Origin of the sequence: Actinomadura terrae, from assembly GCF_022751215.1 — a bacterium.
Classification (GTDB): domain Bacteria; phylum Actinomycetota; class Actinomycetes; order Streptosporangiales; family Streptosporangiaceae; genus Spirillospora; species Spirillospora terrae.
On the sequence record NZ_JAICDG010000001.1, the window covers coordinates 114,555 to 131,471 of the forward strand.

At 71.9% G+C, this 16,917-nt stretch carries 13 protein-coding genes and 1 pseudogene; 6 read left to right on the forward strand and 8 right to left on the reverse strand.

Going from position 1 to position 16,917, the window contains the following annotated elements:
- The first annotated feature begins 248 nt into the window (after positions 1–248).
- A complete protein-coding gene (locus K2F47_RS00510; protein ID WP_242900651.1) occupies positions 249–3,656 on the forward strand; it encodes a pyruvate carboxylase in 3,408 nt (1,135 codons plus the stop codon).
- Between the two features lie 26 nt (positions 3,657–3,682).
- On the opposite strand, the gene K2F47_RS00515 is transcribed toward K2F47_RS00510, so the two are convergent.
- A complete protein-coding gene (locus K2F47_RS00515; RefSeq protein WP_242900652.1) occupies positions 3,683–4,309 on the reverse strand; it encodes a TetR family transcriptional regulator in 627 nt (208 codons plus the stop codon).
- 218 nt (positions 4,310–4,527) lie between these two features.
- On the opposite strand from K2F47_RS00515, the pseudogene K2F47_RS00520 reads away from it, so the two are divergent.
- Positions 4,528–5,430: pseudogene (locus K2F47_RS00520) on the forward strand (RNA polymerase sigma factor); the annotation flags it as partial.
- A gap of 200 nt (positions 5,431–5,630) precedes the next feature.
- Complete coding sequence (locus tag K2F47_RS00525) at positions 5,631–7,025, forward strand: serine hydrolase domain-containing protein (protein ID WP_242900654.1); 1,395 nt, start codon at positions 5,631–5,633, stop codon at positions 7,023–7,025.
- Positions 7,026–7,029: 4 nt separating this feature from the next.
- Here K2F47_RS00525 and K2F47_RS00530 read toward each other — a convergent pair whose 3' ends face one another.
- Together K2F47_RS00530 and K2F47_RS00535 are read right to left on the reverse strand one after the other, a co-directional pair.
- Positions 7,030–8,007 carry a threonine/serine dehydratase gene (locus K2F47_RS00530; protein ID WP_308198347.1) on the reverse strand — a complete coding sequence of 326 codons (978 nt, stop codon included), beginning with the start codon at positions 8,005–8,007 and terminating at the stop codon, positions 7,030–7,032.
- A 98-nt stretch (positions 8,008–8,105) separates the two neighbouring features.
- Entirely contained in the window at positions 8,106–9,668 is a 1,563-nt protein-coding gene (locus tag K2F47_RS00535; protein ID WP_242900655.1) for an MDR family MFS transporter, read from the reverse strand.
- A gap of 134 nt (positions 9,669–9,802) precedes the next feature.
- Between K2F47_RS00535 and K2F47_RS00540 the strand changes: the two genes are divergently transcribed.
- Entirely contained in the window at positions 9,803–10,390 is a 588-nt protein-coding gene (locus tag K2F47_RS00540) for a TetR/AcrR family transcriptional regulator (RefSeq protein WP_242900656.1), read from the forward strand.
- Between the two features lie 125 nt (positions 10,391–10,515).
- The gene (locus tag K2F47_RS00545) at positions 10,516–11,721 is read left to right on the forward strand and encodes an FAD-dependent monooxygenase (protein ID WP_242900657.1); all 1,206 of its coding nucleotides are present in this window, start codon (positions 10,516–10,518) and stop codon (positions 11,719–11,721) included.
- Here the strand turns inward: K2F47_RS00545 and K2F47_RS00550 are convergent.
- Entirely contained in the window at positions 11,715–12,947 is a 1,233-nt protein-coding gene (locus K2F47_RS00550) for an RNA polymerase sigma factor (RefSeq protein WP_272496496.1), read from the reverse strand. The genes K2F47_RS00545 and K2F47_RS00550 overlap by 7 nt on opposite strands.
- 123 nt (positions 12,948–13,070) lie before the next feature.
- The gene (locus K2F47_RS00555) at positions 13,071–13,427 is read right to left on the reverse strand and encodes a YciI family protein (RefSeq protein WP_242900659.1); all 357 of its coding nucleotides are present in this window, start codon (positions 13,425–13,427) and stop codon (positions 13,071–13,073) included.
- Positions 13,428–13,721: 294 nt separating this feature from the next.
- Between K2F47_RS00555 and K2F47_RS00560 the strand changes: the two genes are divergently transcribed.
- A complete protein-coding gene (locus K2F47_RS00560; RefSeq protein ID WP_372490800.1) occupies positions 13,722–14,597 on the forward strand; it encodes a Sco1979 family transcriptional regulator in 876 nt (291 codons plus the stop codon).
- A gap of 33 nt (positions 14,598–14,630) precedes the next feature.
- On the opposite strand, the gene K2F47_RS00565 is transcribed toward K2F47_RS00560, so the two are convergent.
- The 3 genes from K2F47_RS00565 to K2F47_RS00575 form a co-directional block, all read right to left on the reverse strand.
- On the reverse strand, positions 14,631–15,191 hold the full coding sequence (locus tag K2F47_RS00565; RefSeq protein WP_242900660.1) for a dihydrofolate reductase family protein: 561 nt from the start codon (positions 15,189–15,191) through the stop codon (positions 14,631–14,633).
- Positions 15,192–15,376: 185 nt separating this feature from the next.
- Positions 15,377–16,519 (reverse strand): tyrosine-type recombinase/integrase, encoded by a 1,143-nt coding sequence (locus tag K2F47_RS00570; protein WP_242900661.1) that lies wholly within the window; start codon positions 16,517–16,519, stop codon positions 15,377–15,379.
- Between the two features lie 80 nt (positions 16,520–16,599).
- Complete coding sequence (locus K2F47_RS00575; RefSeq protein WP_242900662.1) at positions 16,600–16,776, reverse strand: helix-turn-helix domain-containing protein; 177 nt, start codon at positions 16,774–16,776, stop codon at positions 16,600–16,602.
- Positions 16,777–16,917 lie beyond the last annotated feature (141 nt).

The window sequence follows — 16,917 nt, forward strand, 5'->3', positions numbered from 1 at the left end:
AGACTAGAGCGTCCACCGGGCTCGGGTGCGCCGCTTACGGAGGAGGGCATCGGCGGTGACCGTGCGCGAACGCCGCCGTGACGCGGCCGGGAGGCGGAAACCTTCGCGTGTTTTTCCTCTGGCCGTCATCTGTCACTTTGTTCACGGCTCCGGGGCTCTCGGGCGACCGCTCCCGGCCGTTCCACTGGGTGGGCAACCGTTTGGGTAGGTAACCGATGACCCGGCCGCCCGCACCCTGGGAGACCCACGTGATCACTAAGCTGCTCGTCGCCAACCGGGGCGAGATCGCCGTGCGGGCGTTCCGCGCCGCATATGAGCTCGGCATCGCCAGCGTCGCCGTCTACGCCCACGAGGACCGGCTGTCCCTGCACCGCCAGAAGGCGGACGAGGCGTACGAGATCGGGGAGCACGGCCATCCCGTCCGCGCCTACCTGGACGTGGACGGCATCGTCGCGACGGCGCTGCGGGTCGGCGCCGACGCCGTCTACCCCGGCTACGGGTTCCTGTCGGAGAGCCCGCAGCTGGCGGAGGCGTGCGAGCGGGCCGGGCTGACGTTCGTGGGCCCGCCGTCGGCCGCGCTGAGCCTGGCGGGCAACAAGATCGAGGCGGTCGCGGCGGCGCGGCGCGCGGGCCTGCCGGTGCTGCGCTCGGCGACGCCCGAGCCGGGACGCGAGCTCGCGGCGGCCGACGAGGTCGGGTTCCCGCTGTTCGTGAAGGCGGCGGCGGGCGGCGGCGGGCGCGGGCTGCGCCGCGTCGACCACCGCGACGAGCTGACCGACGCCGTCGACACCGCGCGCCGCGAGGCGCTCAGCGCGTTCGGCGACGCGACCGTGTTCCTGGAGCAGGCCGTCGACCGGCCCCGCCACATTGAGGTGCAGGTGCTCGCGGACGCCGCCGGGCACACCGTCCACCTGCGCGAACGCGACTGCTCGGTGCAGCGCCGCCACCAGAAGGTCGTGGAGATCGCCCCGGCGCCGCGGCTGGACCCGCTGGTCGCCGAGCGGCTGTGCGCGGACGCGGTGCGGTTCGCCGAGGAGATCGGCTACGTCAACGCGGGCACGGTCGAGTTCCTCGTGGACGCCCGGGGAGAGCACGTCTTCATCGAGATGAACCCGCGCATCCAGGTCGAGCACACCGTGACCGAGGAGGTCACCGGCGTCGACCTGGTGCAGAGCCAGCTCCGCATCGCGGGCGGCGAGACGCTCGCCGACCTCGGCATCGCGCAGGACGAGGTCACCGTCTCGGGCTACGCCGTGCAGTGCCGCATCACCACCGAGGACCCCGCGAACGGGTTCCGTCCCGACACCGGCAAGATCTCCGCGTACCGGTCGCCGGGCGGCGCCGGGGTCCGGCTCGACACCGGGACGACGCACGCGGGCGCCGTCGTCACGCCGCACTTCGACTCGCTGCTGGTCAAGCTGACCTGCCGGGGCCGGACGTTCGAGGACGCCGTCCGGCGCGCGCGCAGGGCGGTCGCGGAGTTCCGCATCCGGGGCGTGGCGAGCAACATCCCGTTCCTCCAGGCGCTCCTGGAGGAGGAGGACTTCCGCGCGGGCGGCGTCACCACGTCCTACATCGCCGACCACCCGGAGCTGCTCACGGCCCGGTCGAGCGGCGACCGCGCGACGCGGCTCGTCCGGTACCTGGCGGACGTGACGGTCAACAAGCCCCACGGCGAGGCGCCCACCACCCTGGACCCCGCGGAGAAGCTCCCACCGCTCGACGGGCCTTTGTCCAGCGGGACGAACTCCCACGCCCCCCGGAACGACGCCTTCCCCGAGGGCTCCCGTGACAGGCTCCTCGCGCTCGGCGCGCAGGCGTTCGCGCAGCAGCTCCGCGCGCAGGAGGCCCTGGCCGTTACAGACACCACGTTCCGGGACGCGCACCAGTCGCTTCTGGCCACCCGCGTACGGACCTACGACCTGCTCTCCGCCGCGCCCTACCTCGCGCGGATGACGCCCCAGCTCCTTTCGCTGGAGGCGTGGGGCGGCGCCACCTACGACGTCGCTCTGCGCTTCCTGGGCGAATCGCCCTGGGACCGCCTGGCCGCGATCCGCGAGGCGGCACCGAACCTGTGCATCCAAATGCTCCTGCGCGGCCGCAACACCGTCGGATACACGCCCTACCCCGATTCGGTCGCGCGGGCCTTCGTCAAGGAGGCGGCCAACACGGGCGTGGACATCTTCCGGGTGTTCGACGCCCTGAACGACATGGAGCGCATGCGCCCGGCCATCGACGCCGCGCTCCAGACCCATGCGCTCGTCGAAGGGACGCTCTGCTACACCGGCGACCTGTCGTCCCCGAACGAGCGCCTCTACACGCTCGACTACTACCTGCGCCTCGCGGAACAGCTCGTGGAGTCGGGCGTCCACATCCTGTGCATCAAGGACATGGCCGGCCTGCTCCGCGCGCCCGCCGCCCGCACGCTGGTGACCGCCCTGCGCGCACGCTTCGACCTGCCCGTCCACCTGCACACGCACGACACGGCCGGCGGGCAGCTCGGCACCTACGTCGCCGCGATCGAGGCCGGGGTGGACGCCGTGGACGGCGCCGCCGCGCCGCTGTCGGGCACCACCAGCCAGCCCCCGCTCCAGGCGATCGTCGCCGCCACCGACTTCACCGGCCGCGCCACCGGCATCGACCTGGACGCGCTCACGGCGATGGAGCCGTACTGGGAGGCCGTCCGCAGGCTGTACGCGCCGTTCGAGATGGGCCTGCCCTCGCCCACCGGACGCGTCTACCAGCACGAGATCCCCGGCGGGCAGCTCTCGAACCTGCGGCAGCAGGCCGTCGCGCTCGGTCTCGGCGACCGGTTCGAGGAGATCGAGCGGTGCTACGCGGCGGCCGACGCGATCCTCGGGCGGCTCGTGAAGGTCACCCCGTCCAGCAAGGTCGTCGGCGACCTCGCCCTGCACCTGGTCGCCGCGGGCGCCGACCCCGACGACTTCGCCGAGAACCCCGAGCGCTACGACATCCCCGACAGCGTCATCGGGTTCCTGAACGGCGAGCTGGGCGACCCGCCCGGCGGCTGGCCCGAGCCGTTCCGCACCAAGGCCCTGGCCGGACGCCAGTACACGCCCGCGCGGGCGGAGCTGGACGAGGCGGAGGAGAAGGCCCTGGCCGGGCCCGAGGTCCGCGACACGCTCGACCGGCTGCTGTTCCCCGGCCCCGCCAAGGACTACCGCGAGGCCCGCGCCGCCTACGGCGACCTGTCCGTCCTGCCGACGAGCGCGTTCCTGTACGGCCTGCGCACCGGGCACGAGGTCGCGTTCGACCTCGAACCCGGCGTGCGCGTGCTGGCCGGGCTGGAGGCCGTCGGCGGCGTCGACGAGGCGGGCTTCCGGCAGGTCATCTGCACGGTGAACGGCCAGTTGCGGACGCTGTCGGTCCGCGACAAGGCGGTGGCCTCGGACGCGCCGCCCGTCGAGCGCGCCGACCCCGCCGAGCCCGGCCACGTCGCCGCGCCGTTCGACGGGTCGGTGACGCTGCGGGTGGCCGCGGGCGCGCAGGTCGCGGCCGGGGACGTGGTCGCCACCATCGAGGCGATGAAGATGGAGGCCGCGATCACCGCGCCGATCGCGGGCCGGGTCGCGCGGCTCGCCGTCCCGGTCGCGACCCCCGTTCAGGCGGGCGACCTGCTGCTCGTCATCACCTGACCCGGGACAAGGAAGCGGGCGGCGGGTTACGCCGCGCGGACGGCGTAGCCCGCCAGGCCCGGTTCGAGCAGGTCGAAGGCGGCGCGGCCGATCTCGGTCAGCGCCGCCGCGATCTCCTCGTGGCTCCGCCCCTCGATCGTGCGCCGCAGCGTCTCCTGGAACAGGACGCGGTGGACGCCGCCGAACTGCGCCGCGGCCAGCCGGGGGAGCGGGTCGCCCGGCGCGGCGCCGGTCTCGCGGGCGAGGACGGCGGCCAGCGCGTCCTCGCGCTCCTCGTGGAACTCGCGGAGCCGCGCGACCAGCGCCGGGCTCTCGGTGATCATCCGGGCGAAGTCGGGGCCGGAGAAGCCGATGACGGCGTCGTGCCGGGCCGCCGCCGCGAGGAAGCCGCGCCGCAGCGCGGCCAGCGCCGACTCGCCCGGCGCCCGCTCAGCGACCGTCCGCGCGAGCAGCCCGACGAACACCTCGTGCAGGTCGAGGGCGAGGTCCTCCTTGCGCGGGAAGTAGTTGGTGACGGTCATCTTGGCCACCTGCGCCGCCGCCGCGACGTCCGCGATCGTCACCTGGTCGAAACCGTGCCGCAGGAACAGGCGGGTCGCCTGGTGCGAGATGTTCTGCCGTGTCTGCTGCTTCTTCAGCTCCCGGAGTCCCATCCCGCCATCATTGCATACTTCGACCTAAGTTTGTTCTTGACATATTTATAGGTCGCATCTAAGTTTAGGTCCCAAGGGTCCCGGGTACCCGAACGAGGGTGACCCGTTCCCTCCCGGCCGGACGAGCAAAGGACACCATCCTGAACGCCAGCCACGCCCCCAGCGCGTCCCCCCGCGTGCCGTCCCCCCGTGGCGCGGCCGTGACCCGCGATCTCATCGACCCGATGAAGGACTACCTGTCCCGCATCGGCCGTACCGCGCTGCTGACCGCCGAGCAGGAGGTCGACCTGGCCAAGCGCATCGAGGCGGGGCTGTTCGCGCGCGAGCGGCTGGAGACCCGCGGCCACCTGCTCGACGAGCAGGACCGCGACGACCTCGCCTGGATCGCCGCCGACGGCCGCCGCGCCAAGGAGCACATGGTCGAGGCCAACCTGCGCCTGGTCGTCTCGCTCGCCAAGCGCTACATGGGCCACGGCCTGCCGCTGAACGACCTCGTCCAGGAGGGCAACCTCGGGCTGATCCGCGCGGTCGAGAAGTTCGAGTACCGGCGCGGCCTGAAGTTCTCCACCTACGCCGTCTGGTGGATCAAGCAGGCGATCAGCCGGGCGCTCGCCGACCAGAGCCGCACGATCCGCATCCCCGTGCACGTCGTCGAGGTGCTCAACCGGATGACCCGGCTGCGCCGCACGATGGCGCAGGACCTCGGCCGCGAGCCGACCTCGGCCGAACTGGCCGTCGAGCTGGACGTCACCACCGAGAAGGTGGAGTGGCTGCGGCGCCAGTCCCGCGAGCCGCTGTCCCTGCACACTCCCCTCGGCGAGGACGGCGACGGCGAGCTCGGCGACGTCATCGAGGACCCCGACGGCGGCGACCCCGCCGACGTCGTCGCGACCTCGATGCTGCGCGGCCGCCTCGACGCCGTCCTGGAGACGCTGACCGAGCGCGAGGCCGGCGTCATCTCCATGCGGTTCGGGCTGGCCGGCGGCGAGCCGAAGACGCTGGAGGAGGTCGGCAAGGTCTACGGGGTGACGCGCGAGCGCATCCGGCAGATCGAGTCCAAGGGCATGCACAAGCTGCGCCACCCGTCCCGCCGCGAAACCCTGGCCGACCTGCTGGGCTGAGCCGCCCGGGTCCCGGCCCGCCCGGCCGGGACCGATCCAGTGCACGCGCGGCCCGGATCGCCGGCTTGGTCGCCGGCTTGATCGTCGGAATGTCACGACGACTTCAGCGGTAGGTCAATCTCCTCCCGCGGTGGGATGACAGTCTGGGTGATGTCCGACAAGACTGCTATGGGCGTTCGGCGCGAACTGGAGAGACGAGCATGACGGCGAGGCGGTCGACGGGACGGCGTGGGCGGCTCACGGCCGTCGGCTCCAAGCGCGGGATCGCGGTGGGGGTCACCGCCGCACTCGCGCTCGGCCTGCTCCAGGGGCCCGCAGCGGCGATGCTGCCCGCCCCCTCACCCGGGCCCGCCGGGATGCCGGGAGGCCCGCTGGCGGCCGCACCGCCCGCCGCCCCGCCCGTGGCCGCCCCTCCGGCCGGGCCGACCGGCGTCGATCCCGCGAACCTGCGCGCCACGCTGGACGCCGTCCACGAGGCGGGCATGTACGGGATCTTCTCCTCCGTGCGGGACGGCAACACGCGGTGGGACGGCGCGTCCGGCGTCGCCGATACCGCGACCGGGCGTCCCGCCACCGCCGACATGCGGACGCGCGCCGGGAGCATCACCAAGACGTTCGTCGCCACGGCGATCCTCCAGCAGGTGGAGAAGGGCCGCGTCGCCCTGGACGCGCCCATCGGCACCTACCTGCCCGACCTGTTCCCCGGCCAGCGCGGGCGGCAGGTCACCGTGCGGATGCTGCTCAACCACACCAGCGGCATCGGCGACTACGTCTTCTACGCGTTCCCGTCCCTGACCGACCTCTCGCCCGCCGACCTGGACAAGGAGCGCTTCAGGACGGTCCGTCCCGAACAGCTCGTCGCCTGGGGGCTGGCCGCGCCGCCCACCGGTGAGCCGGGCGAGCGCTGGTCGTACTCCAACACCAACTACGTCATCGCCGGGCTGCTCCTGGAGGAGGTCACCGGGACGAAGGCGGAGGAGTACATCACCCGCAACGTCATCAAGAAGGCGGGTCTCAAGCACACGTACTTCCCGTCGGGGCCCACCATCCACGGGCCGCACCCGCGGATGTACGAGTCGCTGTACCAGCACGTGAACCCGCCGCGCGACTACAGCGTGTTCAACATGAGCTGGGCCTGGACGGCGGGCGCGCTGGTGTCCACCATGGACGACCTCAACCGCTTCTACCGGACGCTGCTCACCGGCGGCCTCGTCAACCGGCTGTCGCTGGCGCAGATGCAGCAGACCGTCCCCGTCAAGGACCCGGACGGCAACGTGCTGATGAAGTACGGCCTCGGCATCTACTCCCTGAACCTGCCCTGCGGGACGTTCTGGGGCCACGACGGCGCGGTCTTCGGCGCCGGGACGCAGGCGCTGTCCAGCGCGGACGGCAGGCGGCAGGTCGCGTTCGGCTTCAACCTCATGAAGTACCAGCGGCTCGACGCCGACGGCGTCCCGCTGCCCGACCCGATCGACAGCGCGCTCGGCGCGCACGCGATCCAGGCGCTGTGCGGGACGCAGTCGCCGACGGGCCCCGCCGAGCCGGGCCCGCCGCTGCGTCCGCTGCCGCTGCGGTTCGCCCGCACCGGCCCCTGAGCACCTAGCCGGTCAGGTCCGACGGGTCGGTGTTGGCGCCGCACAGCACGACCACCACGCGCTCGCCCGGCGCCGGACGGTAGGCCCCGGTGCGGAGCGCGGCCACCGCCGCGGCGGTGCCGTGCTCGACGGCCAGCCGGTACTCGCGCCACAGGAGGCGGCGGGCCTCGACGATGGCGTCGTCGCTGACGAGTACCGAGCGGACGCCGGTCCGCGCGGCCACGTCGTGCGCGATGCCGCCGAGCCGGGTGGCGCCGAGGGAGTCGGCGGCGACGCCGGAGACCGCCACGTCCACGGGTTCTCCGGCGGCCAGCGCGCGGTGGAGCGTCGGGCAGTTCTCGGGTTCGACGCCGACGACGCGGGCGTGCCCGTCCAGGGCCGCCGCGACGCCCGCCATCAGCCCGCCGCCGCCCACTGCCAGCAGGACGGTGTCGACCTCGCCCCCGGCCTGCTTCAGGACCTCCAGGCCGAGCGTGCCCTGACCGGCGCAGACGTCCGGCTGGTCGTAGGCGTGGCAGGCCAGCGCCCCGGTGTCGGCGGCGCGTTTGGCGGCGGCCTCCTGCGCCTCGGCGTAGCGGGTGCCGACCTGCACGACGCTCGCGCCGAGCGCCCGCAGCCCCGCGACCTTCACCGCCGGCGCCGTCTCCGGGACGAACACCTCGGCGGGCACGCCCGCCCGCGCCGCCGCGTACGCGAACGCGAGGCCCGCGTTGCCGCCCGAGGCCGCGACGACACCGGCGGCGGGCAGCCGTCCCGCCTCCCGTGCGGCGAGGATGTGGTTGAACGCGCCCCGCGCCTTGAACGAGCCGGTGTGCTGGGTGAGCTCCAGCTTCAGCCACGCCCGACCGCCCTCCCGGTCGCTCTCCCTGCCCGCGTCCTCTCCGGGAAGGAGCGCGGCGGCCGCGACCGGCATCAGCGGCGTCCTGCGGATGCGTCCCGTGACGCGCTCCGCGGCGGCCTCGACGTCCGAACGAAAGATCACTTCGCGTCCCCTTCTCCACGTGTGCCCGGGCTCGGATTCCATCCCTACCAGCCGGGGAGGCGCGGACGGTGGGCGTGGCGCGTTCCGTGGGGCGGCCGTCACGCGTGGGAGTGCTCAGCGGCGTCCACGCCCCCCTGAGGGTCCGTCTCGGGTCCCTCCGGCCCGTTCTCGAACGGCACCTGCCGGACGAACCACGCCAGCGCGAACGCGAGCACGCCCACGCCCGTCGCGACCAGGAACCCCTGGTGGACGCCGCCCGCCACCGCGTGCTGGTAGGCGTCGCGGACCCCGGCGGGCAGCGTCCGCAGGCCCGCCGCGTCCAGCTGCGCGGAGCCCTCGGTGGCGGCGCCGTAGCCGCGCTCGGCCATGATGTCGCGGACGCGCCCGGCGAACAGCGCGCCGACGATCGAGACGCCGACCGAGCCGCCGATCGTCCGGGCGAGGGTGGCGGTGGACGAGCCGACCCCGAGGTCCGCGCGCTCGACGCTGTACAGCGAGACCATCAGCGTCGTCTGCATGAGGCAGCCGATCCCGGCGCCGACCAGCGCCATGAACGCGCCGGTGGTGAGCCGCGAGGTTTCGGTGTCCATGCTCGCGAGCAGCGCGAGCCCGGCGGTCAGCAGCGCGCCGCCCGCGACGATGAACGCCTTGTAGTGACCCGTCCGGGAGATGAAGGGCCCGGCGAACATGTTGATGACGACCATCGTGAGGAACAGCGGCATGCCGAGCAGCCCCGCGTTGGTCGCCGACGAGCCCTGCACGGCCTGCTGGAACAGCGGCAGGTACGTCATCGCGCCGAACATCGCGAAACCGAGCAGGAACCCGATGACGGTGACGATGGCGAAGTTGGCGTTGCGGAACAGCTTCAGCGGCAGGACGGGCTCGGCGGCGCGGCGCTCGACGACCACGAACGCGATCCCCGCCGCGACCGCGAGCGCGCCGAGGCCGATGATCACGCCGGACGTCCACGCGTACTCGGCGCCGCCCCAGGTGGTGACGAGGACGACCGAGGAGATCGCGGTGGCCAGCAGCGCGACGCCGAGGTAGTCGATCCGCGCCTGCGAGCGGTGCTTCGGCAGGTGCAGCACGGTCGAGATCATGAACAGCGCGAGCAGCCCGAGCGGCAGGTTGACGTAGAAGCACCAGCGCCAGCCGAGATGGTCGGTGATCGCGCCGCCGGCCAGCGGGCCCGCGATCATCGCCAGCCCCATCACGCCGGAGATCATGCCCTGGTAGCGGCCCTGCTCGCGGGGCGGGACGAGGCTGCTGATGATCGCGATCGCGCCGACCATCAGCCCGCCCGCGCCGAGCCCCTGGATCGCCCGGAAGCCGATGAGCTGCGTCATGTCCTGCGACATCCCGGCCAGCGCCGACCCGGACAGGAAGATCACGATCGCGGTGAGGAAGGCGCCCTTGCGCCCGTACATGTCGCCGAGCTTGCCCCAGACGGGCGTGGAGACCGCGGTGGCGAGCGTGTACGCGGTCACGACCCAGGACAGGTGGCCGAGCCCGCCGAGGTCGCTGACGATGCCGGGCATCGCGGTTCCGAGGATCAGGTTGTCGAGCGAGGCCAGCAGCATCGCGATCAGCACGGCGCCGATGACGACGTACAGGCTGCGGCCCTGTCCCGCCTCCTCCTGAGGGGGTGCCTGGGGGTTCATGGTCGTTCGCTCCTCGCTCTGGATACTTACTTGCCGACCGGCTAGTTAACGGTTCGAGTGTGCGCCGTTAACTAGCCGGGCGTCAAGTAAGTTGGGGCGGTATCTTGGTCCTAGGACGAGCGGAGGAGACGACCGTGACCCGGCCCCGGACGCGCCGCAAGGACACCCGCGAGCGGATCCAGCACGTCGCGCTGGAGCTGTTCCTCGAACGCGGCTACGACCAGACCTCGCTCCGCGAGATCGCCGAGCGGCTGGAGGTCACCAAGGCGGCGCTCTACTACCACTTCCGCACCAAGGAGGACATCGTCACCAGCCTCGTCGAGGACATCGGCCGCCCGGTGGACGAGCTGATCGCCTGGGGGCAGAGCCGGCCCAGGACCCGCGAGACCCGACGCGAGGTGCTGCGCCGCCTGAACGAGGCCCTCGACACCGGCGCGCCGGTGTTCCGGTTCCTCCAGGAGAACCAGGCCGCGCTGCGGTCCCGGCGGAACGCCGACGGGTTCCGCGACCGCATGCGGGCGCTCGGCGAGCTCCTCGCCGTCCCCGACGCGGACCTGGTCGAGCAGGTCCGCGCCCTCAGCGCCCTCTTCACCGTCTACTTCGGGACGTTCGCCCTCAACCACATGGACGGCGACCCCGGCGAGAAGCGCGCCGCCCTCCTCCAGGTCGCCTGGGAGCAGCTGGACGCGGCGCACGGGCACCCCGTCCAGGACGGGAAGTAGCCGCACCTCTGACGTCTGCGGTCAGCGGCGGTGCGTGGACGGTGCGCCGCCGGTCAGCGCCCTCGCCCAAGCTCCGGTTGTGCGAGCGGGAAACCGATCCCGCCCGAGACAAAACGGAGCAGACGATGCAGAACGCCGACGCCAAGACGAACAAGTCCGTGCTGATCTCCGGCGCCAGCGTCGGCGGTCCCGCGCTCGCCTACTGGCTGGACCGGTACGGGTTCGACGTCACGGTCGTCGAGCTGGCCCAGGGGCTGCGCGCGGGCGGCCAGGCGGTCGACGTGCGGGGCCCGGCGCTGGAGGTCGCCGGGCGGATGGGCGTGCTGGACGAGATCCGCGCGCGGCGCGTCCAGATGCGCGGCATGTCGATGGTGGACGCGAACGGCGACGAGCTCTTCCGCAGCGAGGAGTACACGATCACCGGCGGCGACCTCGACGGCCCCGACATCGAGATCCTCCGCGACGACCTCTCACAGATCCTCGCCGCCGCGGCGGGCGACGGGATCGAGTACCTGTTCGGCGACTCGATCGCCGCGCTCGACCAGGACGAGGACGCCGTCCGCGTGACCTTCCGCAGCGGCATCACCCGGACGTTCGACCTGGTCGTCGGCGCGGACGGCATGCACTCCAACACCAGGTCGCTGGTCTTCGGGCCCGAGTGCGACTACATCACCCACCTCGGCAAGTACCTGTCGGTGTGGACGGCCCCGAACTTCCTCGGCCTGGACCGCTGGCAGGTCTTCCACCAGATGCCGGGCAGCGCCTGGGGCGGCGGCGTCATGAGCGTGCGCGGCAACGAGGAGATCCGCGTCTACATGGGCTTCGAGCGCGACGAGCCGGTCGCCTACGACCACCGCGACACGGCGGCGCAGAAGAAGCTGATGGAGGACGCGATGGCGGGCGGCGGCTGGGTCGTCCCGCAGCTCCTCGACAGCATGTGGGATGCGCCGGACTTCCACTTCGACTCGATGGCGCAGATCCACCTGGACTCCTGGTCGCGCGGCCGGGTCGTCCTGCTGGGGGACGCCGGGTACTGCGGGTCGCCGCTGTCGGGGCAGGGCACGAGCATGGCGATGGTCGGCGCGTACGTCCTGGCGGGGGAGCTGCGGGCGGCGGGCGGCGACCACCGCGCGGCGTTCGCCGCCTACGAGTCCGCGCTGCGCGGATACGTCGCCGCCAACCAGGAGCTGGCGCTCACGAACATGGCGCGGGTGGACGCGCAGCGGAACGCGGCCATGGGCGAGGGCACCGCCGAGGACGCGGCCACGGCTCCCATCGACTTCCAGGACTTCGGCGAGATCGTAAACTCCTTCACCGTTCGCGACTACTGAGACGGGTCTCGGGAGAGGGATGCGGCGCGGTCCAGCAGCACCTTCCGTTCGGGCGCGTTGCGGGTCAGCTCCGCGGCGCGCTCGAACTCGGCTCGGGCCTCCTCCGGCCGTCCGAGCTTGGCGAGCAGGTCGCCGCGGACGCTCGGCAGCAGGTGGTAGCCGCGCAGGGACGGCTCGGCGGCGACCGCGTCCACGAGCGCGAGGCCCCGCTCCGGACCGTCGGCCATCCCGACCGCGACGGCGCGGTTCAGCTCCACGACCGGGGACGGCGCGACCCGCGCGAGCACCTCGTACAGCGCGGCGATCTGCGCCCAGTCGGTGTCCTCGGCCGTGGGGGCCTGCGCGTGGCACGCGGCGATCGCGGCCTGCACCACATACGGCCCCGGCGGCTCGCCGATCTCCTTCGCGCGCAGCAGCGCGGCGAACCCGCGGCGGATGAGCAGCCGGTCCCAGAGCGCGCGGTCCTGGTCGCGCAGCGGGACGGGTTCGCCGGACGGCCCGGTCCGCGCCCGCGTCCGGGACGCCTGGATCTCCATCAGCGCCGCGAGCCCGTGCACCTCCGGCTCGCCGGGGGCCAGCCCGGCGAGGACGCGGCCGAGGCGCAGCGCCTCCTGGCACAGGTCCGTCCGGACCCAGGCGTCGCCCGCGGTCGCCGCGTACCCCTCGTTGAAGATCAGGTAGACGACCTCCAGCACCGACGACAGCCGCGCCGCGCGCTCGGGGCCCTCCGGCACCTCGAACGGGACGCCCGCCTCCGCCAGCGTCCGCTTCGCCCGGACGATCCGCTGCGCCACCGTCGGCTCCGGGACGAGGAACGCCCGCGCGATCTCCTCCGTGGTCAGCCCGCCCAGCATCCGCAGCGTCAGCGCGACCCTGGCCTGCGTGGACAGCACCGGATGGCAGGCGGTGAACACGAGCCGGAGCACGTCGTCCTCGATGGGCTCGGCGTCCTCGACGCGGTCGAACTCGGCCGGCGCCGCGTGCGCCGCGGGCTCCAGCCCGTGCCCGATCTCGGTGAGCTTGGCCTCCAGCCGCTGGTCGCGGCGGATCCGGTCGATGGCGCGGCGCTTGCCGACGGCCATGAGCCAGGCGCCCGGGTTGTTCGGGACGCCCGACGCCGGCCACTGTTCGAGCGCGGCGACCAGCGCGTCCTGCGCGAGTTCCTCGGCGAGCCCGACATCGCGCAGCATCCGCGCGAGCCCGGCGATGATCCGCGCGGACTCCATCCGCCACACCGCGTCGACGCTCGCGTGCACGTCAGAGGCCGTCACGCCGCCGATGACAGCACCCGCGGGGCCCCGCGCGCAAGTCCGGCGGGTGGGCGGCGGGGCCGCCGCCCACCCCGTGGGTCACGCGCCGGGGCCGGTGTCCTCCGGGCCGAAGACCTGCTTGATGACGCCCTCGCCGTCCCCGACGATCCGGTAGAAGCGCCGGGACAGTTCGATCGCCTCCTCGCGGGTCCGCACCTCGATCAGCGCGAAGCCGACGACGCCCTCCTTGGACTCGGCGAACGGCCCGTCCGTCACCGTGACCTTCCCGCCCGACGAGGCGATCCGGGTGCCGTGCGGCTCCAGGCCCCCGGTCGCGAGCAGCACCCCCGACCTGGACATCTCGGCGATGAACGCGCCCATCTCGGCCTGGAGCTTCTCGTCCTGCGAGAATTCCTCGTCGCCGCCGCCGTCCGTCGTCATCAACATGAACCGCATCTGATGCCTCCTGGTTCTCGTGTCCGGTACTCCCCGGTCTTCACGGACGCGTCGAAGGGAGGGCGGCCGGATCGACATCGCGGGCGATATTTCCCGGATTTTTTCTCTGGGACGCATCGTGCCAGGTCACACCCGAAATGCTCCACCGAGCGGTGTTCTGGGCCTTGGTCGCCGCACGCGGCGGCGAGTAACTTTGCCCTGAAGGCAGGAATTTCTCGCGCCCCTGAGGAGGCGTCCCCCGTGGGAGACCCGCCATCTGGAACCGGCGTGCCCGCCGTGCCCGCCATCCCTGACGTGCCCGTCGCACAGGGACGCGAGCTGGCCGGGCCCACCGTCCTGCGCATGCTCGTCGGCGCGCAGCTGCGCCGGCTGCGCGAGCGGGCCGGCATCTCCACCGAGGCGGCCGGCTACGAGATCCGCGGCTCCCACTCCAAGATCAGTCGGATGGAGCTGGGCCGGGTCGGCTTCAAGGAGCGCGACGTCGCCGACCTGCTCACCCTCTACGGCGTGACCGACGCCGCCCGCCGCGACCCGCTGCTCCAGCTGGCCGAGCAGGCCAACGCCCCCGGCTGGTGGCAGCCCTACAGCGACGTCGTGTCGAGCTGGTTCGAGCCGTGCCTCGGGCTGGAGCAGGGCGCCGAGGTCATCCGCGCCTACGAGATCCAGGCCGTCCCCGAACTGCTCCAGACCGAGGACTACGCCCGCGCGCTGCTGCGCGCCCGCCACGTCGACGCCTCCGATAAGGAGATCGAGCGGCGCGTCGAGCTGTGCATGCTCCGCCAGCGCATCCTGACCCGCCCGTCCCCGGTGAAGTTCTGGGCGGTGCTCGACGAGGCCGTCGTCCGCCGCCTGGTCGGCGGCGCCCTGACGATGCGGCTCCAGCTCCAGCACCTGATCAAGATGTCCGCCGAGCCGAACATCACCGTCCAGGTGCTGCCGTTCTCCTCCGGCGGCCACGCCGCCGAGGGCGGCCCGGTGACGATACTGCGCTTCGCCGAACCGGAGCTGCCCGACGTCGTCTACCTGGAGCAGCTCGCCGGGGCCCTCTACCCCGACCGCAACGCCGAGGTCGTCCGCTACCGCGACGTCATGAACCGGCTGGGCGTGCAGGCCGAGCCCCCGTCCCGCACCCCCGACATCCTCCGGACGCTCCTCGACCAGTACATCTGACCGGCGGGCGGCCCGCGGGCCGCCCGCGCCGGACTACTTCTTCGCCGGGACGTAGGTCGCGACGAGCACGCCGCTCTTGAACGAGACGGTGCCCGCCAGCTCGAACGTGGCGGCGAAGTCCTTCTGGGTGAGCAGCTCGGACGGGTCGCCCGTGCCCACGATGACCGGGTGGATCCACAGCCGCAGCTCGTCGAGCAGCCCGCCCTCGATGAGCGTCCGCGTGACCGGCCCGAATCCGTATTGCAGGATGTCTTGCCCCTCGCGCTCCTTGAGCGCCCCGATCTCCGCGACCGCGTCGTCCCGCTTGACGACGGTGGTGTTGTTCCAGGTCGGCTTGTCGAGCGTGTCCGACACGACGACGTGCTCGATCGTGTTCATCCGCACGCCGAAGTCCCCGGTCGCCTCCTCCATCGCGGGCCACACCTCCGCGAAGCCGTCGTAGGTGGCCCGCCCCATCACCATGGCGTCGCAGGAGAACAGCAGCTCGCTCGCATACGCGGCGGCCTCGTCCTGGAAGTAGGCCGACGTCCAGTTCTGCGGGTTCGCGATGACCCCGTCCAGCGAGACGTACGTCGAGTTGATGATCTTGCGCATGGTCTGCTCCAGATGCCTTGTGGGGAGGGGGCCCGGTCGCCCGGCCCCGCCGTCCTGCCGATGACCCCCACAGTGCCCTGACCCTTTTACGGCTTTCTTACGGTCGGTTTTCGGGGGGAGCGGAGGTCGGGAGGGGAGACGGCCGTCTCTGGGAGGTCCGGGGAGCCAATCGGGGAGCCACATGCCTACGCGGACTTCGCGGTGCCGCTGAAGATGTCGTTCATGTGCTCGGCTCCGTCGCGGATCACGGGCCGTAGCTGGTGGCGGTAGACCGTCTCGGTGATCGTGGTGTTGGCGTGCCCCACCAGGTCGCTGATCTTCTCGATCGGTACCCCGTGGTCACTCATGATGGACACGAACGTGTGCCGCAACTCGCGCGGTGTCCACTCGCTGGCGTCCAGCCCCGCAGCGCGCAGGACCCGGCGGAACTGACGGCGGACGCGCGGCGCGTCGTACGGCGCCCCGTTCTCGTGGCAGAACACGAGATCGTGATCCTCGTACGCCTCACCGGCTTGGAGCCGCTCGGCCGCCTGCCGCTTCTTGTGCCTCTTGAGTGCGTCCACGGCGGTGTCTGCGATGCCGAGTCCCCGCCTGCTGAGCGGCGTCTTGGTGTCGCCCTTGTGACGGTCAGCGCGCCGGACATAGACCGTCGCCGTCTCCAGATCCACGTCACTCCACTTGAGGGTGCGGAGTTCCTCCGTGCGCAGTCCCGAGACGATGGCGAGGATGACGTAGGCGCCTAGCCGGTGCTTTGGCTTGGCCGCTTCCTCAAGGACGGCTTCGGCCTGCTGGAGAGTAAGCGAGCGCGACTGACGACCGGCCTTGCCCTCTGGCGTGTCCACCAGCAGGGCGACGTTCCGGCCGATCCGGTCATGGCGTGCCGCCCTGCGAATGGACCTCTTGAGCAGGCTGTGAACCATGCCCAGCGACGACGTGGTGAGGTGCGGCGCCCTGCCGTCGAGCCACTTCTCTACGTCGTCCGCTGTGAGGTCCTTGAGACGTGCATGCCCGATGAACGGGATGAGCTGGTTCTTGGCGAGCGACCGGTACACCGTGTTGGACGAGGGTGACTTGCCCGACTTGGCGTACGCCTTCAGGTAGTCGTTCACCGCGTCGCGGACGTAGTAGTTGTGCTCGGTCTTCACCCCGCGTTCCAGGTCTTTGACGGCCTCCTTGAGCTTGTCCTTGACCTCTGCCTTGGTCTTCCCCTTCCTCTTGAGCCGGTTGCGCTTGCCGTCCGGGCCCATCCCGAGTGAGAGAGCGCCGGTGAACCCGCCGTTCTCCTCGTAGATCGACCCCTCGTACTTCCCGACCAGGATCTTCGTCAACGGATCCCTCCTCGTGTTCGTTCGAGGTCGCCTCCGACGATAACCCAAGACGTCCCAAGACGTCCCCTGGTTGGAGAGGGTCAGCGGACCTCTTCCAAGGCGGCGAGGAACTCGGCGAGGTGCCGGTCGGTGATGCGGCGCGATTTGCCGATCTTGATGCTGCGGAGCTGGCCGGAGCGGATCAGGAAGTAGACCTTGTCGCGTCCGATGCTGAGGATCTCGGCCACTTGCTCGACGGTGTACGCCTGCACGGTCACCACCTCCTCTTTCCTCGGGACTCGTCCCCGAGATCGTTCGTGGTGTGGGGTTGGCGATCATCTCCTTGGCTACGGTGAGTGCTCGTCTCCGTCTCGTCTCACGGACGTCTCCACGCTCCTTACGTGCAGGCGCGCGCGAGA